The organism is Proteus sp. MB838, assembly GCF_054767435.1.
In genome coordinates this window covers 21,307-42,261 of the sequence record NZ_BAABMO010000016.1, presented here as the reverse complement: position 1 = coordinate 42,261, position 20,955 = coordinate 21,307, and the positions used below count along the sequence as shown (strand labels likewise).

At 39.0% G+C, this 20,955-nt stretch carries 20 protein-coding genes; 16 read left to right on the top strand and 4 right to left on the bottom strand.

The annotated features are described in order from the left end of the window. Positions 1-231: 231 nt before the first annotated feature. Positions 232-546 carry a transcriptional regulator BolA gene (bolA, locus tag ACYUCW_RS09075; protein WP_004247228.1) on the bottom strand — a complete coding sequence of 105 codons (315 nt, stop codon included), beginning with the start codon at positions 544-546 and terminating at the stop codon, positions 232-234. A 330-nt stretch (positions 547-876) separates the two neighbouring features. On the opposite strand from bolA, the gene ACYUCW_RS09070 reads away from it, so the two are divergent. Together ACYUCW_RS09070 and ampG are read left to right on the top strand one after the other, a co-directional pair. Further along, positions 877-1,455 (top strand): YajG family lipoprotein, encoded by a 579-nt coding sequence (locus ACYUCW_RS09070; RefSeq protein WP_460408423.1) that lies wholly within the window; start codon positions 877-879, stop codon positions 1,453-1,455. Between the two features lie 57 nt (positions 1,456-1,512). Then, positions 1,513-3,033, top strand: coding sequence for a muropeptide MFS transporter AmpG (gene ampG / locus ACYUCW_RS09065; RefSeq protein ID WP_036919780.1), 1,521 nt, complete (start codon positions 1,513-1,515; stop codon positions 3,031-3,033). A 99-nt stretch (positions 3,034-3,132) separates the two neighbouring features. Here ampG and dbpA read toward each other — a convergent pair whose 3' ends face one another. Then, entirely contained in the window at positions 3,133-4,506 is a 1,374-nt protein-coding gene (dbpA, locus tag ACYUCW_RS09060; RefSeq protein ID WP_004247225.1) for an ATP-dependent RNA helicase DbpA, read from the bottom strand. A gap of 356 nt (positions 4,507-4,862) precedes the next feature. Here dbpA and ACYUCW_RS09055 point away from each other — a divergent pair, with 356 nt between their 5' ends. The 7 genes from ACYUCW_RS09055 to ACYUCW_RS09025 all read left to right on the top strand — a co-directional run bounded on the left by ACYUCW_RS09055 (position 4,863) and on the right by ACYUCW_RS09025 (position 12,441). Beyond that, positions 4,863-5,624: a nucleoside-specific channel-forming Tsx family protein gene (locus tag ACYUCW_RS09055; protein ID WP_004247224.1), complete on the top strand. Its 762-nt coding sequence runs from the start codon at positions 4,863-4,865 to the stop codon at positions 5,622-5,624. Between the two features lie 496 nt (positions 5,625-6,120). After that, the gene (gene cyoA, locus ACYUCW_RS09050) at positions 6,121-7,071 is read left to right on the top strand and encodes a cytochrome o ubiquinol oxidase subunit II (protein WP_460408421.1); all 951 of its coding nucleotides are present in this window, start codon (positions 6,121-6,123) and stop codon (positions 7,069-7,071) included. Between the two features lie 4 nt (positions 7,072-7,075). Next, positions 7,076-9,058 (top strand): cytochrome o ubiquinol oxidase subunit I, encoded by a 1,983-nt coding sequence (gene cyoB / locus ACYUCW_RS09045; RefSeq protein ID WP_004247222.1) that lies wholly within the window; start codon positions 7,076-7,078, stop codon positions 9,056-9,058. Next, positions 9,058-9,669 (top strand): cytochrome o ubiquinol oxidase subunit III, encoded by a 612-nt coding sequence (locus ACYUCW_RS09040; protein ID WP_004245104.1) that lies wholly within the window; start codon positions 9,058-9,060, stop codon positions 9,667-9,669. The genes cyoB and ACYUCW_RS09040 overlap by 1 nt, the downstream gene beginning before the upstream one ends. After that, positions 9,669-10,001: a cytochrome o ubiquinol oxidase subunit IV gene (locus ACYUCW_RS09035; RefSeq protein ID WP_004245105.1), complete on the top strand. Its 333-nt coding sequence runs from the start codon at positions 9,669-9,671 to the stop codon at positions 9,999-10,001. The genes ACYUCW_RS09040 and ACYUCW_RS09035 overlap by 1 nt, the downstream gene beginning before the upstream one ends. Positions 10,002-10,012: 11 nt before the next feature. After that, positions 10,013-10,897: a heme o synthase gene (gene cyoE, locus ACYUCW_RS09030; RefSeq protein ID WP_004247221.1), complete on the top strand. Its 885-nt coding sequence runs from the start codon at positions 10,013-10,015 to the stop codon at positions 10,895-10,897. A 173-nt stretch (positions 10,898-11,070) separates the two neighbouring features. Next, the gene (locus tag ACYUCW_RS09025; protein WP_036919778.1) at positions 11,071-12,441 is read left to right on the top strand and encodes an MFS transporter; all 1,371 of its coding nucleotides are present in this window, start codon (positions 11,071-11,073) and stop codon (positions 12,439-12,441) included. A gap of 63 nt (positions 12,442-12,504) precedes the next feature. On the opposite strand, the gene ACYUCW_RS09020 is transcribed toward ACYUCW_RS09025, so the two are convergent. Then, positions 12,505-12,996 carry a YajQ family cyclic di-GMP-binding protein gene (locus ACYUCW_RS09020; protein WP_004245110.1) on the bottom strand — a complete coding sequence of 164 codons (492 nt, stop codon included), beginning with the start codon at positions 12,994-12,996 and terminating at the stop codon, positions 12,505-12,507. 256 nt (positions 12,997-13,252) lie between these two features. Here ACYUCW_RS09020 and panE point away from each other — a divergent pair, with 256 nt between their 5' ends. The 4 genes from panE to ACYUCW_RS09000 all read left to right on the top strand — a co-directional run bounded on the left by panE (position 13,253) and on the right by ACYUCW_RS09000 (position 15,897). Continuing rightward, positions 13,253-14,173, top strand: a complete 921-nt coding sequence (gene panE, locus ACYUCW_RS09015) for a 2-dehydropantoate 2-reductase (RefSeq protein ID WP_004247218.1) — start codon at positions 13,253-13,255, stop codon at positions 14,171-14,173. After that, positions 14,142-14,759 carry a protein deglycase YajL gene (yajL, locus tag ACYUCW_RS09010; RefSeq protein WP_004252560.1) on the top strand — a complete coding sequence of 206 codons (618 nt, stop codon included), beginning with the start codon at positions 14,142-14,144 and terminating at the stop codon, positions 14,757-14,759. Before panE ends, yajL begins: the two co-directional genes overlap by 32 nt. Positions 14,760-14,929: 170 nt before the next feature. Then, a complete protein-coding gene (locus ACYUCW_RS09005; protein WP_004245114.1) occupies positions 14,930-15,511 on the top strand; it encodes a hypothetical protein in 582 nt (193 codons plus the stop codon). Between the two features lie 5 nt (positions 15,512-15,516). Then, entirely contained in the window at positions 15,517-15,897 is a 381-nt protein-coding gene (locus ACYUCW_RS09000; RefSeq protein ID WP_163748194.1) for a type II toxin-antitoxin system YafO family toxin, read from the top strand. Between the two features lie 105 nt (positions 15,898-16,002). On the opposite strand, the gene thiI is transcribed toward ACYUCW_RS09000, so the two are convergent. After that, entirely contained in the window at positions 16,003-17,454 is a 1,452-nt protein-coding gene (gene thiI / locus ACYUCW_RS08995; protein ID WP_460408418.1) for a tRNA uracil 4-sulfurtransferase ThiI, read from the bottom strand. Positions 17,455-17,653: 199 nt separating this feature from the next. On the opposite strand from thiI, the gene xseB reads away from it, so the two are divergent. The 3 genes from xseB (at position 17,654) to dxs (ending at position 20,782) form a co-directional block, all read left to right on the top strand. After that, positions 17,654-17,917, top strand: a complete 264-nt coding sequence (xseB, locus tag ACYUCW_RS08990) for an exodeoxyribonuclease VII small subunit (protein WP_004247215.1) — start codon at positions 17,654-17,656, stop codon at positions 17,915-17,917. Beyond that, positions 17,918-18,841 carry a (2E,6E)-farnesyl diphosphate synthase gene (ispA, locus tag ACYUCW_RS08985; RefSeq protein WP_049203422.1) on the top strand — a complete coding sequence of 308 codons (924 nt, stop codon included), beginning with the start codon at positions 17,918-17,920 and terminating at the stop codon, positions 18,839-18,841. Between the two features lie 66 nt (positions 18,842-18,907). Further along, positions 18,908-20,782, top strand: coding sequence for a 1-deoxy-D-xylulose-5-phosphate synthase (dxs, locus tag ACYUCW_RS08980; RefSeq protein WP_460408415.1), 1,875 nt, complete (start codon positions 18,908-18,910; stop codon positions 20,780-20,782). The last annotated feature ends 173 nt before the right edge of the window (positions 20,783-20,955 follow it).

The following is a 20,955-nucleotide window of genomic DNA, read 5'->3' as shown; positions in this document are numbered from 1 at the left end:
ACCGGGGCCGCCACATTTAAAAAAACGAGGATCCCTGATATCAGAAGCATCCCGAAACCTTACTGAAAATTAGACGCGACATTATAACGATCTAGAGGGGTTGAGTCGAGAAAGAGCCGTTTTATTCCTCAATTTTTTCATAAAAACAAGGTTAACACTGCTTTTTAGCCCCATAAAGAACAAAAAATACGCATCTTAGTCATCATTTACTCACGATTAACAATCTTCTTATTAATCTTGCTGGCTTCCACCACGACATCCTGGAGAGTGTAATGCTTTATCTTGTTGTTCATTCCACTCGCTCAAGGTAAAAGTGTGCAGAGCTAAAGCATGAACGCCATTATCTAATTCATGAGATAACGTTTGATAAACATCACGATGACGTGACACACTGCGTTTATCATTAAATAAGTCACTCACAATAACGACTTTAAAATGGCTCTCCGAGCCTGCAGGTACATTATGACGATGGCTTTCGTTAATGACTTGCAAAAAATGGGGAGAAAAGCGTGAAATCAGCTTATTCTCAATATCATCACGGATCATCTCAGTCCTTATAACATAACAATCAAAAAAAGAAGTTATCTGTTAGTTAAGTGAATAAATAACTTTTCGTAATACAGATAAATGGCTTTCTTGTCTTAAACATTACCTATGATAATCGCTTATTTTTTCTCTTGAGTAAAATGCTCACCTTAACAAGAGAAATGGCGTGAGTTATAAATCTGTTCTTATCACAATAAAACGTATTGATAAAAATCAGATAATTTCGTTCATTAAAGGGATATTAGCTACGCTTTTGCAGTGGTATGATAGGCAAAATAGCCACCCTTATCTGCTGAGAAAACGGCAGAATTACTTAATCGAGACACTATCATGATAAAAAATTTACTTTGTGCCGTGTTTGCGCTGACACTGCTAGCAGGATGTGCAACACCAAGCAATAAATTATCGATTGAGCCAGTGATGTCTGTACCACCATCAGATCCAACTATGCACCCAATTACACTTAGTATCACCAGCCAAGATAAACGACCTTCGAAAAACTTAGCGGAAATGAGTCGTAATGGTAAGTTAGAGGTTTTAGTACCTACACGTGATTTAGCTTTTCTAATGCAAGAAATCGTTCAAAAACAGATGATGGCACGTGGCTATACTTTTGGCTCTCCAGCCGCAGCTGACGTAATTGTGGTGATAAATAAACTGAACGCAGATATTAGTGAAGGAAGTCTACGCCATAATATTAGTGCTAAAGCAGATATTTCCGTTGTTGTCAGCATGCCTAATGGCAGTACAAACACCAAAACCTATCGTACTAGCTACAATGTACAAGGCCCATTTGGCGCATCCAATGATAAAATAGCGGCAGCGATTAATAATGTTTTATCTGAGCTTGTCAGTGATATGGCAAAAGATCCTTCTGTCAGCCAATACATCAAATCTAACGCTCGTTAATTAATAAAAAACGGCTTGTAAAGATAGCAAGAAACAAGCCGTTAAAAGGAATTTTGCATGCTTCAAGCCGCCTTTAAACAGACCACTTGGTATAAATCTTTTATTTTACTGTTACTTGGTTTCACTTCGGGCTTACCCCTTGCATTAACAGCAGGAACCTTACAAGCATGGATGACAGTAGAAAATATCGATTTAAAAACGATTGGTTTTTTCTCATTGGTTGGCCAAGCTTACGTGTTTAAATTCCTCTGGTCGCCGTTTATGGATCGCTATACACCTTCATTCTTAGGCCGCCGCCGAGGATGGATGTTATTAACACAAATCGGTCTTGTGTTAGGTATTGCGGGTATGGGCTTTTTAAACCCTAGCCATCATTTATGGTGGTTAGCCTCGTTAGCCGTCATCGTCGCTTTCTGTTCTGCCTCACAAGACATCGTCTTTGATGCCTATAAAACCGATATCCTAAAAGCCGATGAACGAGGCACAGGTGCAGCAGTCTCTGTGCTGGGCTATCGAATAGCGATGCTGGTTTCTGGGGGTATGGCGCTATGGCTTGCAGATAAATATATTGGCTGGCAAAACATGTACTGGCTAATGGCTGCCTTAATGGGCATTGGTATTATCGCCACGCTATTAGCTCAGGAGCCAGAAACCGCCGTCAAACCTCCACGTACACTCTATGAAGCCGTTATAGAGCCTTTATATGAGTTTTTCTCTCGTAATAATGCATGGTTAATTTTACTACTTATTGTGCTATACAAAATGGGAGATGCCTTTGCGTTAAGCTTAAGTACCACATTCCTTATTCGTGGCGCCGGATTTGATGCAGGTGAAGTGGGATTAGTCAATAAAACGCTTGGATTGGCAGCAACCATTGTCGGAGCCTTATTAGGCGGTTTATTAATGCGCCGTTGGACTTTATTCAAAGCGCTGATGATCTTTGGTATTTTGCAAGGGGGGTCAAATATCGGCTATTGGTATTTAGCTATCTCTGAGCAAAATATTTATAGCATGGGAGCGGTAATCGCTTTCGAAAATATTTGTGGTGGTATGGGAACGGCGGCTTTCGTTGCTCTACTAATGACACTATGCCATCAATCTTTTTCAGCAACACAATTTGCCCTTCTTTCCGCCTTAGCGGCTATCGGCCGAGTCTATGTCGGTCCTGTTGCAGGCTGGTATGTAGAATCCCATGGCTGGGAAGCGTTCTATCTGTTCTCTATTGTTGCCTCTGTTCCCGGTATTCTTTTGCTGATGATCGCTAAAAATACACTCACTTATACGCAAAAAACTGGCGAATTCTTACAACGAACATTATTTATTAAACAATACCGTTTAGCGATTTATGGTTTACTCTTTGCCGTATTACTATTTTTGTGTAGCTTAATATTACTTATTATTAATTCGCTACCAAATTTAGAGATGTTTCAGTCAGTTGATTTTATACAATCTATTAATAGTGAATTATTAAGCGAGCTTACTTCTACACTCTTCTTATATGGTGTCATTATTGGCGCCGTTAGCTTAATTATCGGGACTATTTTAGATTACTTGGCACTGAAAAAAACGGCTAATTAAGTTGCCTCAATCTATTATCTATTCAAGGACAGCCTAGGCTGTCCTTTTTCTATGTTATCTCTTTATGCTCAAACAGAAAATGATAGGTGATATAACAAATTATCTAAACAGTCTGACTTTTACTGATTTACCTTTAATTTTACCTTGTTGAAGGCTTTTCCATACCTGTTTAGCAATGGACTGTTTTACCGCTACATAGGCATGAGTTGGATGGATATTTATCTTACCAATATCTTCTCCACTAAACCCTAAATCTCCAGTTAATGCACCAAGGATGTCCCCTGGACGCATTTTTGCTTTTTTACCGCCATCAATACATAGTGTTGCCATTGTCGCAACCAATGGTGTGATTGATAAACCTGAAGGGGCTGATTGCCAATTCAGTTTTATATTCAACATTTCTTCCAGAGCATTGGCGCGAGGGATCTCTTCTGGTGCGCAAAAACTAATCGCTAAACCACTTTCTCCCGCTCTGGCTGTTCGTCCAATTCGATGTATATGAACTTCCGGATCGTGTGATAATTCATAATTAATCACCATTTCTAGCGCTTTGATATCTAAACCTCGCGCAGCGACATCTGTGGCGACTAACACTCGACAGCTACCATTAGCAAAACGGATCAATGTTTGGTCGCGCTCTTTTTGCTCCATATCGCCATGTAACGCAAGGACACTTTGGTTGCTTTCGGTCAAAGCTTCATACACATCTTGGCAATCTCTTTTGGTATTACAAAATACCACACAAGAATTAGGTTGATGATGACTCAAAAGCTTTTGTAATAATCCCAATTTGCCATAACGGGAGATCTCATAAAATTGTTGTTCAACCGCTGGCAATTCATCCGGTGAATTAATCTCAATAGTGACAGGATCTTGTTGAATTTTTCGACTAATTTTAGCGATTTCATCCGGCCAAGTTGCAGAAAAGAGCAAAGTTTGACGTTGTGTCGACATTTGAGAAATGATGTCGCTAATATCATCAAAAAATCCCATATCCAGCATTCTATCTGCTTCATCAAGTACCAATGTTTTTACATCAGCAAGTGTGACAGTCTGCTTGTTTAAATGATCTAACAAACGCCCCGGAGTCGCGACAATAATATGAGCAGCATGAATTAATGAATCCCGTTGAATGCTAAAAGGCACACCACCACACAGAGTCAGAATTTTAATGTTAGGCAGAAAACGAGCCAGTCGACGTAACTCATTAGCGACTTGGTCAGCTAATTCTCGTGTTGGACATAATACTAATGATTGAGTATTAAATTGTTTTGCATCAATACGTTGCAATAAACCTAAGCCAAAAGCTGCTGTTTTACCACTTCCGGTTTTTGCTTGGGCTCGAACATCTTTCCCGGCAAGAATAGCAGGTAAAGACGCTTCTTGGACGGGAGTCATCGTTAAATAGCCAAGCTCATTAAGATTAGTAAGTTGCTCAGCAGGAAGTGCATGAAGATCAGCAAATGAGGTCACAATAAAATTCCGAATTAATAAGAAAAAAACAGTTATCTGCCATGATACTATCCCTTTTTTATGGTGTCGTGAGATATTTCGCCTCACCTTCGTCATTTCTGTTAATTAAAACTTATTGCCATCATTATTTTTCTTCTCCCACTCTATATTCTTTTCATTAACATACCAAAATAATAAAAATAAACTAATCAATACTAAACTTCCGATAAAGAAAATCCAGATCAATATTCTAGAATGTGATCATATTTTAGATACAAAACACTATAAAAAAAACACTTTATAAATTATAGTATCAAAACAAACAGTGAGAATAATTCACACCACAAACAATACAACAGAAAAACTAATTATATATTATGATAAGAAAATCAATTTTATTGTTTATTACAACAACATGCACTTTACCTGCACAGGCTAATTATCTCGGTGGATTTGCTAATATCAGTATCAATTATCTTGACTGGACGACACATACCACCCATAAAACAGGCCAAACTTCCCATAAAGATGATTTTGCTTATTTAGAACTTGAAGGGGGAGCCCACTTTTCATGGGGTGAGTTTTATGGCTTTTTTGACTTAGAAAATCCTTTTAATAATCGACAAACACAGCCCGGCGATAATCAGCGCTATACCGTCAAAGGAACTAGCCGTATTTATTTAGCTGACAGTGGATTAAACCTTTATGGCCATGTATATGGTACTTGGTCACTGCCCGGAAAAGAATATGGCGGTAATTTCCATGAGGTTAATACACTTTATGGTATTGGGTATAACACACAATTAGCAGATATCTGGTTTAAACCTTTTATAGCTTTACATTATGTCGATCAAACTTATTATTCAGGAAATAATGGCTATGTGGTTGGTTGGGTTGCCGGTTACGATTTTAACCTGGTAAATCAAAAATTTAGCATCACAAATTGGCATGAGATGGAGTTTGATCGTAATAAACGTTATGGCAATGGCGGAAAAAATGGCTTTAATGGAGCTGTCGCTATTTGGTGGCACCCCACCGCTTCCATTACTACAGGTATTCAATACCGCTATGCTTATAAAAAGTTAGGAGAAAACTTTTTACAAGATGGTGTGATCTATAGCTTAAAATATAACTTCTGATGGCTAATTGTTAATTTTTGTGACAGCGAATCACTTTTTATTCGCTGTTTGTCATTTTTAGCAGTTAATAAAAAAATTTCTTCTATAATAGAAATATTCAACAAACAATCAATCTGCGATATAAAAAATCATATAGCGATTAAATAAAGATACGAAACATCAAGATAAAACGAAATTTGCTTTCTAATACTCCTCAGATCTGTATTGTGTTTACTTTTTAAACAAAAAACGTTTTCTTACACTTTTTGCTGTAATTTTTTTTGTAAAAATATGTATTTATTTTAAAAACATGCTACTTTATGAAATTATAGTTAATTCACAATAATTAAATTAACATTTATTTAATAGTTTAATTACTTGTGATCACATTAACACAAAAGACTAACCAATCACTTACTTACCATTACAATTGTTTACACTGTCGCAACCTTACCGTAAAATGTCCTTACTGATACTGATGAAACAACAATAGAACCTTTATCATTTGGGTCGTTGGATGAGACTTATGAAATACATAAAAAGTATTGGGACACTCTCGCTATTAGCAGCCGCTGTTCTTTTAAGTGGTTGCGATATGGCGTTAATGAATCCCAAAGGCGCTATCGGCGCTGAGCAAAAAACATTAATCCTCATTGCGCTTGGTTTAATGTTGATTGTTGTGATACCGGTAATTCTGATGGTGATTGTTTTCGCTTATCGCTACCGTGAATCCAATACTAAAGCAACTTATCGCCCTAATTGGGCTCACTCAAATAAAATTGAGCCTGTCGTATGGACCGTGCCGATTATCATTATCGTGATATTGGCAACCATCACATGGAAAACAACCCATGAACTTGATCCCTATAAACCACTAGTTTCAGATGAGAAACCGGTTACCATTGAAGTGGTTTCAATGGACTGGAAATGGTTGTTTATCTATCCAGAACAAGGTATTGCAACCGTTAACGAACTGGCTTTCCCAACCAATGTTCCTGTTAATTTCAAAATTACCTCTGATTCTGTCATGAACTCATTCTTTATCCCGCGCTTAGGTGGACAAATCTATGCCATGGCTGGAATGCAAACCAAACTTCACTTAATTGCTAATGAACCAGGTGAATACCAAGGTATGTCAGCAAGTTATAGCGGACACGGTTTCTCTGACATGAAGTTTACCGCCATTGCGACACCTGATCGTGCAGGCTTTGATGCATGGGTTGCAAAAGTAAAACAGTCATCAGATACGTTAAATACCACCGCTGCATTTGATGAACTTGCTAAACCAAGCCAGAAAAATCCAGTGACCTACTATTCAAGCGTGAAGCCGATGTTATTCCAAGAGACCATCTCTAAATTTGGTCATACAGGTCATGGCGCTCACACCGGTAGCAATCAGACTGAACACTCTGATGCAACAATGAATATGAACATGAGCCACGCGGCACATGCAGGAGCAGAGGAATAAAGGCATGTTCGGAAAATTAACTCTCGATGCAATCCCGCTACAAGAACCCATTGTTGTCGTAACCCTAATCGGCATCATTCTTGGCGGTCTTGCTGTTGTTGGCGCTTTAACCTATTTCCGTAAGTGGAAATGGCTATGGAGCGAATGGTTAACCAGTGTTGACCATAAAAAAATTGGTATTATGTATATCATCGTTGCAATGGTCATGATGTTCCGTGGCTTTGCCGATGCCATTATGATGAGAAGCCAACAGGCACTCGCCTCAGCGGGTGAAGCTGGTTTCTTACCACCTCATCACTACGATCAGATTTTTACCGCACACGGCGTTATCATGATTTTCTTCATGGCAACACCTTTCGTTGTCGGTCTGATGAACCTTGTTGTACCTTTACAAATTGGTGCGCGTGATGTGGCATTCCCATTCCTAAACTCACTGAGTTTCTGGTTCTTTGTCGTCGGTGTACTGCTTATCAATATCTCTTTAGGTATTGGTGAATTCGCTCAAACAGGTTGGTTAGCTTACCCACCACTTTCGGGCTTGGAGTACAATCCTGGGGTCGGGGTCGACTATTGGATATGGAGTTTACAGATATCCGGTATTGGTACGCTTCTAACGGGGGTTAACTTCTTCGCCACTATCCTGCGTATGCGTGCACCAGGCATGACAATGATGAAAATGCCAGTGTTCTCATGGGCTGCATTATGTACTAACGTACTGATTATCGCTGCATTCCCAATTTTAACCGTCACTATCACACTACTGACGTTAGACCGCTATCTTGGTACACACTTCTTTACCAATGATATGGGCGGTAACATGATGATGTACATCAACCTTGTTTGGGCTTGGGGTCATCCAGAAGTTTATATTCTTATTCTGCCAGTCTTTGGTGTGTTCTCTGAAGTTACCGCGACGTTCTCTAAAAAACGTCTATTCGGTTATACCTCTTTAGTCGGTGCGACCGTTGTTATCACCGTCTTATCATTTATCGTTTGGTTACACCACTTCTTTACCATGGGCTCAGGTGCCAACGTTAATGCCTTCTTCGGTATAGCCACCATGATCATCGCTATACCCACAGGGGTTAAAATCTTTAACTGGCTGTTTACCATGTATCAGGGCCGTATCGAGTATAAAAGCCCTATGCTATGGACAATCGGTTTCTTAGTCACCTTCTCAGTAGGGGGGATGACTGGGGTACTATTAGCGGTTCCTGGCGCAAACTTTGTATTACATAACAGCTTGTTCTTAATCGCTCACTTCCACAACGTCATTATCGGTGGTGTGGTGTTCGGTTGTTTTGCTGGTATGACTTACTGGTTCCCTAAAGCATTTGGCTTCACGCTTAATGAAAAATGGGGTATCCGCGCATTCTGGTTCTGGTTTATCGGTTTCTTTATGGCCTTTATGCCACTGTATATCCTTGGCTTTATGGGTATGACTCGCCGTTTAAGCCAAAATATCAACCCAGAATTCCACCCAATGCTGATGGTTGCTGCTGGTGGTGCCGCTCTGATTGCTCTTGGTATTGTTTGCCAAGTTATCCAAATTTACGTCAGTATCCGCGACCGCCACTTAAACCGTGATTTAACAGGTGATCCATGGGGTGGACGTACTCTGGAATGGTCAATTTCTTCTCCTGCACCTTTCTATAACTTTGCCGTTGAACCGCAAGTGAAAGCTCGTGATGAGTGGTGGGATCAGAAAGAAAAAGGTACTGCTTATCAGCGCCCTGCAAAATATGAACCTATCCATATGCCAAAAAATACCGCAGCAGGCGTCATTATCTCTGCATTTAGCTTAGTGTTTGGCTTTGCCATGATCTGGCATATCTGGTGGTTAGCTATTGTTGGGTTCGCAGGAATGATAGTCACTTGGATCGCGAAAAGCTTCGATACAGATGTTGATTACTATGTCCAAGTACCTGAAATTGAAGCCATCGAGAATAAGCATTATGAAGAACTGAAAAAAGCAGGTGTGAAATAATGTCAACTCAAACTTTAAATAACGCAAACGCCCATGAGCATCATGGGCACCACGATGCAGGAGCGACGAAAGTTTTCGGCTTCTGGATCTATCTAATGAGCGACCTTATCCTGTTTGCCAGCTTATTCGCCACTTATGCGGTGCTTGTTAACGGGATTGCTGATGGTCCTTCTGGTAAAGAAATCTTTAGCCTGCCTTTTGTTTTAGTTGAAACCTTCTTACTACTGTTTAGTAGTATCACTTTTGGTTTCGCCATGCTTAGCATGAATAAAGGTAGTGTTAGCCAAGTCAATCTGTGGCTATTCGTTACCTTCTTATTCGGTTTAGGCTTCGTGGTAATGGAAGTGTATGAGTTCCATGAACTTATCGCTGAAGGTTATGGCCCAGATCGCAGTGCATTCTTATCGGCATTCTTTGCCTTAGTATCAACACACGGTCTGCACGTAACAGCGGGATTAGTTTGGATTATTATTATGATGATCCAAGTATCACGCCGTGGTTTAACTGATGTTAATCGCACCCGTTTAAGTTGCTTAAGCCTGTTCTGGCACTTCCTTGATGTTGTCTGGATCTGTGTGTTCACCGTAGTTTATCTGATGGGAGCGATGTAATGAGTCATCCAAATACTTCTCCTTCAGGCGCAAGCCACGGCAGCATGAAGTCCTATCTGATTGGCTTTATTCTGTCCGTTATCCTCACCGTGATCCCATTTTGGATGGTGATGGAAGGAACAGCTACAACCTCAACTATCTTATGGACAGTCGTTGGTATGGCCGTCGTACAGATTGTTGTTCATTTAGTCTGTTTCTTACATATGAACACGTCCTCAGAAGAGCGCTGGAACGTTATCGCATTCCTATTCACCTTGTTGATTATCGGCATTGTTGTGATTGGCTCACTGTGGATTATGTACAACCTGAACATCAATATGATGATGGATTAAGAGTTGTCGCTATGATTAAGCAATACCTACAAGTCACCAAACCAGGAATTATTTTCGGAAATTTAATTTCTGTGATAGGTGGTTTCCTTCTCGCCTCAAAAGGCGAGATTGACTACCCCCTATTTTTCGCGACTCTACTTGGGGTGTCTCTGGTCGTTGCTTCTGGTTGTGTTTTTAACAACTATATTGACCGTGATATTGACCGTATCATGGAAAGAACGAAGAATCGTCCATTAGTTCAAGGATTAATCGACCCGCAAATTAGCCTTATTTATGCCTCAGTATTAGGTATTGCAGGTGTTGTGCTGCTCTATGTAGCAGCCAACCCACTTGCAATGTTTATCGCTGTATTCGGCTTTATTATTTATGTTGGGGTTTATAGCCTCTATATGAAACGTAAATCTGTTTATGGCACACTGATCGGTAGTTTATCAGGCTCTGCACCACCGGTTATCGGCTACTGTGCTGTTAGCGGTGAATTTGATGCGGGTGCAGCAATTTTATTACTTATCTTTAGTTTGTGGCAAATGCCTCACTCTTATGCCATTGCGATTTTCCGTTTTAAAGACTACCAAGCAGCCAATATCCCCGTATTACCTGTTATTAAAGGGATCTCAGTCGCTAAGCGCCATATTATTCTCTATATTCTGGCCTTTATGGTTGCAACGCTGATGCTGACTTTAGTGGGATATGCAGGGTATAAATACCTGATTGTTGCCTCTGCAGTCAGTATCTGGTGGTTGGGCATGGCATTATCTGGTTATAAAGCAACCAATGATAAAGTGTGGGCAAGAAAATTATTTATATTTTCTATCATTGCCATTACATCATTAAGTGTAATGATGTCTGTTGATCCCACCAGTTCAACAGAAACGGTTCTCGCTTATCTGAGATAATGTAATTTCAATTGCAAAAAATGCTAATGCCAGTCAATCATGACTGGCATTTTTAGTTTAAATGCCACATTCAGCCTTATCAGTACAATTTCGTCTTTTTTTGTATCCCATTTATTGATTAACCTCGTGACAAAATACTATTACAATGAGGTATCAGTAATACGAGGTAATCCATGAATGATAATAAAATGACTCCATTAGAGCGCAAAGCGACATGGGGACTAGGAGCTGTTTTCTCTCTTCGCATGCTTGGCATGTTTATGGTACTTCCCGTTTTAACCACCTACGGACTGCAACTACAACATGCGACAGAATCGCTAATTGGATTAGCTATTGGTATTTATGGATTAACTCAAGCAATCTTCCAAATTCCTTTTGGATTTTTCTCAGACAAATTTGGCCGAAAATCAATGATTGTTTTCGGCTTAATTATTTTTATTGTTGGTAGCCTTATTGCTGCTTTAAGTGACAGCATTTATGGCATTATCATCGGGCGAGCATTACAAGGTGCTGGAGCTATATCTGCCGCAGTGATGGCTCTGTTATCTGATCTGACCCGCGAACAAAATAGAACCAAAGCAATGGCCTTTATTGGCATTAGCTTTGGTATTACGTTTGCCTTAGCCCTTGTTTTAGGGCCAATACTCACACATATTTTTGGCTTACAAGGTCTATTTTGGGGCATTGCCCTACTCGCTTTCGGCGGGATTATGATCACCCTCATTACCGTACCGAATAGCGAACATCATATACTTAATCGAGAATCAAGTTTTGTACGAGGAAGTGTCAAAAAAGTTTTATTTGATGCGCAATTATTAAAGCTTAATGTCGGGATTTTTTCACTACACACTTTATTGATGGCCGCTTTTGTCGCACTTCCTTTGATCATGCATAATGCCGGATTAGTTAATGAGAAACATTGGGTTGTCTATCTAGTCACTATGCTGATTGCCTTTATTTCAGTATTACCCTTTATTATCTATGCAGAAAAAAAACGTAAAATGAAACAAGTGTTCTTACTGTGTATCTTTCTGCTGATTATTGCTCAAGCTATTTTTATGATTTCAGGAACCAGCTTGTGGCTAATTATTTTAGGTATTCAGATATTCTTTATTGGTTTTAATATTATGGAGGCACTGCTACCTTCATTAATTAGTAAAGAAGCACCGGCAGGTTATAAAGGCACGGCAATGGGGATTTATTCCACCAGCCAATTTCTAGGTGTAGCATTAGGTGGTATTTTAGGTGGATGGCTCTACCAACATTACGATGCTCAAGCAGTCTTTGCTGGATGTTTATTGATTGGCTTAGTTTGGTTTGCCATTAGCTTAACATTACGTCAACCACCTTATGTTAGTAGCTTACGTATAGAATTGCCGGCACATTTATCAAATGCTCAACAACAACAATTAGAGCAGAAATTTAAGCAACAACCTGGTGTTAATGAAGTGGTAATTATGGCACACGAACAAAGTGCTTATATTAAAGTGGATACCAAGCAGACACCAAGAGCGACATTAGAATCGTTAGTGCTCGGCGTTTAAACCTCATATACCCTGTAAATGCGCTGAATAAACCAAACAGCGCATTTTTTTATACTTTCGTCATTAATCACGAAAATTGGTAAATTGGAAAGGCTGACCTAATTCACCCTCTCTAACTAATTTCATCACAGCTTGCAAATCATCACGTGATTTACCTGTTACTCGTACTTGCTCACCTTGGATCTGTGCTTGTACTTTTAATTTGCTGTCTTTGATCATTTTAACGATTTTTTTCGCTAAAGGAGTATCAATACCTTGTTTTAAGGTCGCTTCTACACTGTATGTTTTTCCGCTGTGAGTCATCTCTTCAGGGATATTTAAAACAGCACCATCAATCCCTCTTTTTGCCATTTTCTCACGCAGAATATCTAATAACTGCTGCACCTGAAATTCAGATACACTAGTTGTTTTTACTGACTCAGTTTTTTCGTTTAATTCAAAACTTGCTTCAACATTACGAAAATCCCAACGAGTAGTCAGTTCACGTTGTGCGTTCTCTACCGCATTGCGCACTTCATGTAAGTCAACTTCAGATACGATATCAAAAGATGGCATTCGTTCTTCCTCAATAAATAAAAACAACCTGAATAATAGCTGTTTTTCACTCAGCAAAAAAGCCATACTCATGTCATTACTCTTGACTTTCCATATAACAAAGCAGAGATAGCTTCAGCAAGTGAAGATAAACGATGTTATAATTTGATATAGCTCTCAATTTGCATTGATAAAATTACCGAACTGTTAATAATATTAGGTTAATGTTAGATGAATAATATGGAGCGCCTGTTTACCATTTAGCAGGAGAAAAATGATGAAAATAACCGTATTAGGATGTGGTTCAATTGGTAAACTTTGGATTGCAGGATTAACGCAACAAGCCCATGAAGTACAAGGATGGTTAAGAATACCTCAACCTGATTTTGACGTTAACGTTGACTCCATTAATGGTATCCCATTTCAACAACGCATTATAGCCAACCAAAAAACATGGCTACAACACAGTGAGTTACTGCTTGTTTGCTTAAAGTCTTGGCAAGTTTCAGACGCGGTTAATGCACTTATCCCTCACCTCTCTGCTGATTGCCCGATTTTACTGATCCATAATGGTATGGGAACACTAGATGAACTCACCCTACCTGAAACACCGACTAAAAGAGCGATATTACAAGGTATAATAACTCATGGTGCTTATCAACAAGATCAAAAAGTGCTCCATACAGCAGAAGGGATCACCCACATTGGCCCACTAAATACAACAGCACGTCAATACGGTTATTTAGCTGAAATTTTACATCAAGCTTTACCGGATGTAGCTTGGCACAATGATATTCATACTATTAGCTGGCTAAAATTAGCCGTAAATTGTGTTATCAACCCTTTAACGGTGTTTTATCAATGTCGCAATGGTGATTTATTAAAATACCCTGAGCATATCCAGAAAGTCTGTGATGAAGTTTATCAGGTAATGGAGCGAGAAGGTGTTATACCTACCTCTAGATCACATTTACATGGTTATATTATCGATACCATAGAGCAAACTGCTAATAATTACTCATCTATGTATCAAGATGTGAAATATCAACGCCATACCGAAATCGATTATATTACAGGCTATCTATTACGTAGGGCATCAGAGCAAGGACTCGTGTTACCCGAAAATAAGCGACTTTTTCAATTTATAAAACAGAAGGAAGGCAATTATGACCATATCCGCACTCATCTGTCTAGCTAATGGTAGTGAAGAAACAGAGGTTGTTACCACCGCTGATTTACTCGTTAGAGCTGGAATTAAGGTCATACTTGCTAGTGCTGAAGATGATGTTGATGACTTAGTGATCACCTGCTCACGAGGGATCAAATTAATTGCTGATGTCCCATTAGTTCGTGTTGTTGATCACCATTATGATGCCATTATTTTACCCGGAGGATTAATAGGTGCAGAAACCTTACGAGATAGTCCTCTTGTGGTTGAAAAAGTACGCCGCATGCACAGTGAAAATAGACTAGTTGCCGCTATTTGCGCAGCTCCTGCGATCATCTTAGAGTCTCATAACCTCTTTCCAATAGGCAATATGACAGGTTTCCCCGGCTTAAAAGATAAAATCGAACCTAAAAAATGGGTTGATTATCGGGTTTACTTTGACGAAAGAGTCAATCTGATTACTAGCCAAGCCCCTGCTACCACTATAGATTTCGCACTTAAAATTATTGAGCGCCTAAAAGGTAAAGCAGTTGCAGCTGATGTCGCTAAACAACTTGTATTACCACCAGGTATTTATAATTATCAAGATGAATTTACTGGGTTTGGGGATAGGTAAATACCATATATAGGATCTCTTACTTAACACCTAATCTTATTAATAAACATATTATTTAATAGTTATAAATCTATTTTTAAGACTTATTTCAATGTTTGTTTCTTGTTTTTGATTTCAAAAAACATACTAACAGGTTAAAATGTAAAATAACTTCTGGAGGATAAGGCATAATGAAAACTCTCCAATATCACAAGAACTTACCCAAACTTGTTACTTTAATTTCTATGGGATTAGCCTCAGTGCCAGCAGAAAGCTTCAAACATAACCAACTATCATTTACACCGGATATCCAATATTCTTTCAGTTCAGCGCAATTTAACCAATTCGTTGCTATCCCTATTGATGAAGCTACTGAAAAAATGAATATTTTAGCCGAATCAATTAATAAACATTTAATTCATTTAAAAGAGAAATGGATAAATCCTCCTCATTATTTTATTAATGAAGATGATTATTATCAAATAAACAAAAGTATAAAACGTTTAGATAATTCTTTAACTGATATCAAAAATATTCTTCTTTCATTACCAAAGAGTGATACACAAAAAAAACAAAGTGTACTCTTATTTGGTCGTTCTTTAGCTCATTATCGGAGTGTATTAACAGAGTTTATTTCATTTATAGAACAAACTCATCAACCATCAAAAACAACTAATAAGAAACCTAATATAATAAGTGCTGATATGCAAAGATTAATACAAACAGAGCATAAAAAGTTAGGTCTAAGTAAACCTAAATTTAATAACCATTAATAAATATGATCGAAATTTCAATACATCCTGATATTGAAAATAAAACTATTGCTAATGAATACGCTAAATTATTAAAACTTTGGAAAGAAAAAAAAGTATTATCTTGTTATTTAGGTGCTGATGGTAAATGGGAAAATAGTGCGAAATTATGTCAATCTCTCATTTCTAAAATACATATCAGAATACCTAATGAACCTAAGTGGCATGAAAATATGCCTCAAATACAAAGAAAATCAAATCATTACTTAGTTTATTGTCAACATTGGCTTTACCCAAATAGATATAAAATTATTGCTATTATGTCACCTAATGCACACGAGTTAGCAAAAACATCATTCCTAGCAGAGTTGGAAAAAAGGGCTGAAGAATTTCAAAATAATTTTTAATAAACACTGCATTTTAATATATCCCCCCAAAATCATATTAGCATCCTAATTATTGGGGGTATCTCTATTATATTATTAATACGACTTTCATAAAAAATAACTATATTACTTCTTACGATACACTTTTACGTTATTAAAGCCTTGTTCACGTAAATACAGTGCTTGTAAACGACTCATCATACCTCGCTCACAATAGAGCAAATAAGTTTTGCTGTTATCTAAATCACCAAATTGTGTACTTAATTTATAAAATGGTAATTCTTTAACATCTACACACTCTAATTTTAATGGTGAGTTTTCTTGCTCTTCTGGAGAGCGAATATCCAGTACAACGTCATTCGTTGCAAACTCAGAGACCATTTCAACTTCTGTTACTTGCTGTACCGTCTCTTCAGCAATACGGCGAATATCCATATTCTTAGCATTTTCAACAACACTATCGAGAATAGAAAAATCAAATTTTTCTTCTTCAGCTTCGATTTTGGCTTTAACCGCTTTTACTGTAGGATTCTTGGAGATAACACCACAAAACTCTGGCATAGTACGAGCAAAATCTTCCGTACCAATTTGGCGAGCGATATTAATGATATTTTCTTTATCGTGTGTGATAAGAGGACGCAGAATTAAGGTATCCGTCGCATTATCAATTAAACGTAGATTGGTTAATGTTTGGCTAGAAACCTGCCCTAATGCTTCACCTGTTACAATAGCTTGTACGCCATAACGCTCAGCAACACGAGATGCCGCACGCACCATCATACGTTTCAGAACAACCCCCATCTGGCCATCATCAATTTTCTCTAAAATTTCTGCCACAACGGGTTCAAAATCAACGGCAACAAAATGTACTTTATGAGAGCGTCCAAAGCGGTTCCAAAGATAATGTGCAACTTGTTTAACGCCAATTTCGTGGGCTGAACCACCAAGATTAAAAAAGCAGTAATGAACACGACTACCGCGGCGCATCAACATATAACTTGATACACCAGAATCATAACCACCAGAGATAAGTGATAATACATCTTCTTGTGTACCAATAGGGAAACCACCAATACCTTCATAGCGAGCATTAACTAGGATCAGCTTATCATCTTCAATTTCTAGATTAATGGTCACATCCGGACGAGTTAATTTTACTTTTGCACTTTCAACGTGTTGGTTAAAACCACCACCCACATAACGCTCTACTTCATTAGAAGTAAAACTGTGTTTACCACGGCGTTTAGCTCTTACGCAAAACGTTTTGTTTTCAACTAAATGACCAAAGGCAGCAAAGGTCTGTTCAAAAATATTATGTAAATCGGTATAGCTATGCTCTTCAACTTGTAAAAAGTGATGAATACCTGGGATACGAGTTAGCGCATCACACACCGCTTCGCTTTTACTTTCGTCTTTACTGACAACCACAATGTTGTCCCAGTGGCGAACAACCGTGATATCATCACCTAATGTACTTAATACATTGCGAATATTACTGGTCAGAATTTTGATAAAACGTATACGAACAGATTGGCTTTTGATCGTGATTTCGGGGAATAATTTAATAATAAACTTCATAGTCAATGGTCATAGGTTATTAAGTAGAGACATAAACTACAGTGATATTAATTGACTGGAGTTTATAAAAGTCACAAAGTATATCACCAATATTTAGGCCTCACCCGCAAAAATCGCTGACTGAATAAGAAATTTTCTTCTCAATTGTAGTAAGATGATCACTATTATTCAGCTAACATGCTTTATCATCAAAAATATTATGGCTAAAAAAACGACATCAATTAACCAAGACACCACGCAAACTCCAAGTTTTGAAGCTTCGATGCAAGAACTTGAGCAAATAGTTAACCGCTTAGAATCAGGTGAATTACCTTTAGAAGAGGCCCTTAATGAGTTCGAACATGGTGTTCGTTTAGCTCGTGTGGGACAAAAAACATTACAAGATGCTGAACAACGTGTTCGCATCTTACTCAAAGAGGATGATGACGCTACACCTGATGATTTTATCCAAGAGGCTGAATAATTGAGTAACGCAACTTTATGTACGGATGCGTTCCGTCAAAAATTACATTCTGCACATCAGCGTGTTGATGAAGCACTCAACCAAGCGCTACAAACGTTGCCTTTTTCTGATATGCCACTCAGCCAAGCAATGCGCTACGGAGCACTCTTGGGGGGGAAACGTTTACGCCCATTTCTCGTTTATGCGGTAGGAGAAATGTTTAACGTACCTGTTGCTAATCTTGATGTGCCAGCAGCCGCTATTGAGTGTATTCATGCATATTCACTGATCCATGACGACTTACCTGCAATGGACAATGATGATTTACGTCGAGGAAAACCCACTTGTCATATTGAGTTTGGCGAAGCCAATGCCATTTTAGCGGGTGATGCATTACAAACCTTGGCCTTTGAAATTTTAGCCAAAAATGCGATGCCTGATGTCGCCATTGCCGATCGCGTAGCCATGATTGCTGAATTAGCCACAGCCAGTGGTTTAGCGGGTATGTGTGGTGGACAGGCACTTGATCTTGATGCCGAAGATAAATCAATTGATCTTGTCGCTCTTGAGAAAATTCATTTACATAAAACAGGTGCGTTAATTCGTGCAGCGGTTCGCCTAGGGGCACTTAGCGCAGGGCAAAAAGGGCACGATGTGTTACCTGCACTGGATAAATATGCCCACTCTATAGGCTTGGCTTTCCAAGTTCAGGATGACATTTTAGATGTTATTGGGAACACTGAAGAGACTGGAAAGCGACAGGGAAGTGATCAAGAAGCTGGAAAAAGTACTTATCCGGCTCTACTTGGTTTAGCACAAGCACAAAAGAAAGCACAGGAATTGTATAACGAAGCATTGGATGCCTTAGCGTTTCTTGAACAATACGAGTACGATACCTCTACGCTAAAACAATTAGCGAATTTTATCGTAGAACGGAAAAACTAATAAAAAATAAAAAGAGCAGCTTACCTGCTCTTTCCCTATTACAAGTCATTAATTAATAGGCATCACATGAGCATTGATATCGAAAAATATCCCACATTGGCGTTGGTTGAAACACCCGAAGATTTACGCCTATTACCAAAAGAGAGTTTACCTAAACTCTGTGATGAGCTAAGGCTATATCTTCTTAACAGTGTCAGCCGCTCAAGTGGTCACTTCGCCTCAGGTTTAGGTGCTATTGAGTTAACGGTTGCGCTTCATTACGTTTATAAAACTCCCTTTGACAATCTGATTTGGGATGTGGGCCATCAGGCTTATCCTCATAAAATATTAACGGGTCGTCGTGATCGCATTGATACTATTCGTCAAAAAAACGGCTTACATCCCTTCCCTTGGCGTGATGAGAGTGAATATGACAAACTCTGTGTTGGTCATTCATCCACCTCTATCAGTGCTGGACTGGGTATGGCTGTTGCTGCAGAGCAAGAAAAACTAGACAGAAAGACTGTTTGTGTGATTGGTGACGGTGCAATTACGGCAGGAATGGCATTTGAAGCCATGAATCATGCCGGTGATATTAATCCAGATATGCTAGTGGTACTTAACGATAATGAAATGTCGATTTCAGAAAATGTCGGGGCACTAAATAACCACCTTGCACAACTTCTATCTGGCAAACTGTATACCACGCTACGTGAAGGTGGCAAAAAAGTCTTTTCTGGTATTCCCCCAATTAAAGAATTACTGAAAAAGACAGAAGAACATATTAAAGGCATGGTTGTGCCCGGCACCATGTTTGAAGAGTTAGGTTTTAACTATATTGGTCCAGTTGATGGTCACGATGTTATTGCTTTAGTACAAACGCTCACGAATATGCGCGATCTAAAAGGGCCGCAACTTTTACATATTATGACCAAAAAAGGTCGGGGTTACGCTCCCGCAGAGCAAGATCCAATCAGTTGGCATGCGGTACCTAAATTTGATCCAAAGACAGGTACTTTACCTAAAAGCCCGAATGCACGCCCGACGTTTTCAAAAATTTTTGGGGACTGGTTATGTGAAGAAGCCGCCACTGATGAAAAGTTAATGGCAATCACCCCTGCTATGCGTGAAGGCTCTGGTATGGTGCGCTTTTCTAAAGAGTACCCCGCACAATACTTTGATGTCGCAATTGCGGAGCAACACGCCGTCACCTTCGCTGCTGGATTAGCCATTGGTGGTTATAAGCCGATCGTGGCTATTTACTCCACCTTCTTACAACGCGCTTATGATCAAGTGATCCACGATGTGGCTATCCAAAAACTCCCGGTACTCTTTGCTATCGATCGTGGTGGCATTGTTGGTGCGGATGGTCAGACCCACCAAGGAGCTTTTGATCTCTCTTTCTTACGCTGTATCCCTAATATGATTATTATGGCACCTAGCGATGAAAATGAGTGTCGCCAAATGTTGCACACAGGTTACCATTATCAAGAAGGGCCTGTCGCTGTACGTTATCCTAGAGGATCAGGGGTTGGTGCGCTATTACAACCGCTGAGCGAACTTCCTATAGGAAAAGGTATTATTCGTCGCCAAGGTAAAAGTATTGCAATTTTAAACTTCGGAACCTTATTACCCGAAGCCTTAGATGTTGCAGAAAAACTGGATGCAACAGTTGCAGACATGCGCTTTATCAAACCACTAGATAAAGAACTGATCCTTTCTCTTGCCAAACAACACGACATACTGGTCACCTTAGAAGAAAATGCCATTATGGGTGGCGCAGGTAGCGGCGTTAACGAGTTATTAATGCAAGAGCGTTGTTTAGTGCCCGTACTCAATTTAGGGTTACCTGATCTTTTTGTGCCACAAGGTGGACAAGAAGAGATCAGAGCCGATTTAGGACTTGATGCAACAGGCATTGAAAAATCGATTAAAGCTTATCAGGCTCATTCTTTGAGCTAATATTTCAAAAGTCTCTCTTGCTTGTAAAGCCGGAGAGACTATTGATAAGGTTAATAAATTCTGACTTTATTTTCTTGTAAAAACTGCCCTTATTTCTTTTCTTTTTTAATTATTTTCAAATCTTGTTAAAGATCACTTTTTAATGAAATTAACTGTAATTTATCAATTTTAAA

Excerpts from the sequence above, each read along its gene's own strand:
- dxs (WP_460408415.1), top strand. The coding sequence starts at position 18,908 with ATGAGCATTGATATCGAAAAATATCCCACATTGGCGTTGGTTGAAACA.
- thiI (WP_460408418.1), bottom strand. The coding sequence starts at position 17,454 with ATGAAGTTTATTATTAAATTATTCCCCGAAATCACGATCAAAAGCCAA.
- ACYUCW_RS09070 (WP_460408423.1), top strand. The coding sequence starts at position 877 with ATGATAAAAAATTTACTTTGTGCCGTGTTTGCGCTGACACTGCTAGCA.
- cyoB (WP_004247222.1), top strand. The coding sequence starts at position 7,076 with ATGTTCGGAAAATTAACTCTCGATGCAATCCCGCTACAAGAACCCATT.
- panE (WP_004247218.1), top strand. The coding sequence starts at position 13,253 with ATGAAAATAACCGTATTAGGATGTGGTTCAATTGGTAAACTTTGGATT.
- ACYUCW_RS09025 (WP_036919778.1), top strand. The coding sequence starts at position 11,071 with ATGAATGATAATAAAATGACTCCATTAGAGCGCAAAGCGACATGGGGA.
- cyoE (WP_004247221.1), top strand. The coding sequence starts at position 10,013 with ATGATTAAGCAATACCTACAAGTCACCAAACCAGGAATTATTTTCGGA.
- ACYUCW_RS09000 (WP_163748194.1), top strand. The coding sequence starts at position 15,517 with ATGATCGAAATTTCAATACATCCTGATATTGAAAATAAAACTATTGCT.
- bolA (WP_004247228.1), bottom strand. The coding sequence starts at position 546 with ATGATCCGTGATGATATTGAGAATAAGCTGATTTCACGCTTTTCTCCC.
- ACYUCW_RS09040 (WP_004245104.1), top strand. The coding sequence starts at position 9,058 with ATGTCAACTCAAACTTTAAATAACGCAAACGCCCATGAGCATCATGGG.
- yajL (WP_004252560.1), top strand. The coding sequence starts at position 14,142 with ATGACCATATCCGCACTCATCTGTCTAGCTAATGGTAGTGAAGAAACA.
- ACYUCW_RS09005 (WP_004245114.1), top strand. The coding sequence starts at position 14,930 with ATGAAAACTCTCCAATATCACAAGAACTTACCCAAACTTGTTACTTTA.
- ampG (WP_036919780.1), top strand. The coding sequence starts at position 1,513 with ATGCTTCAAGCCGCCTTTAAACAGACCACTTGGTATAAATCTTTTATT.
- ACYUCW_RS09020 (WP_004245110.1), bottom strand. The coding sequence starts at position 12,996 with ATGCCATCTTTTGATATCGTATCTGAAGTTGACTTACATGAAGTGCGC.
- ACYUCW_RS09055 (WP_004247224.1), top strand. The coding sequence starts at position 4,863 with ATGATAAGAAAATCAATTTTATTGTTTATTACAACAACATGCACTTTA.
- cyoA (WP_460408421.1), top strand. The coding sequence starts at position 6,121 with ATGAGACTTATGAAATACATAAAAAGTATTGGGACACTCTCGCTATTA.
- ACYUCW_RS09035 (WP_004245105.1), top strand. The coding sequence starts at position 9,669 with ATGAGTCATCCAAATACTTCTCCTTCAGGCGCAAGCCACGGCAGCATG.
- xseB (WP_004247215.1), top strand. The coding sequence starts at position 17,654 with ATGGCTAAAAAAACGACATCAATTAACCAAGACACCACGCAAACTCCA.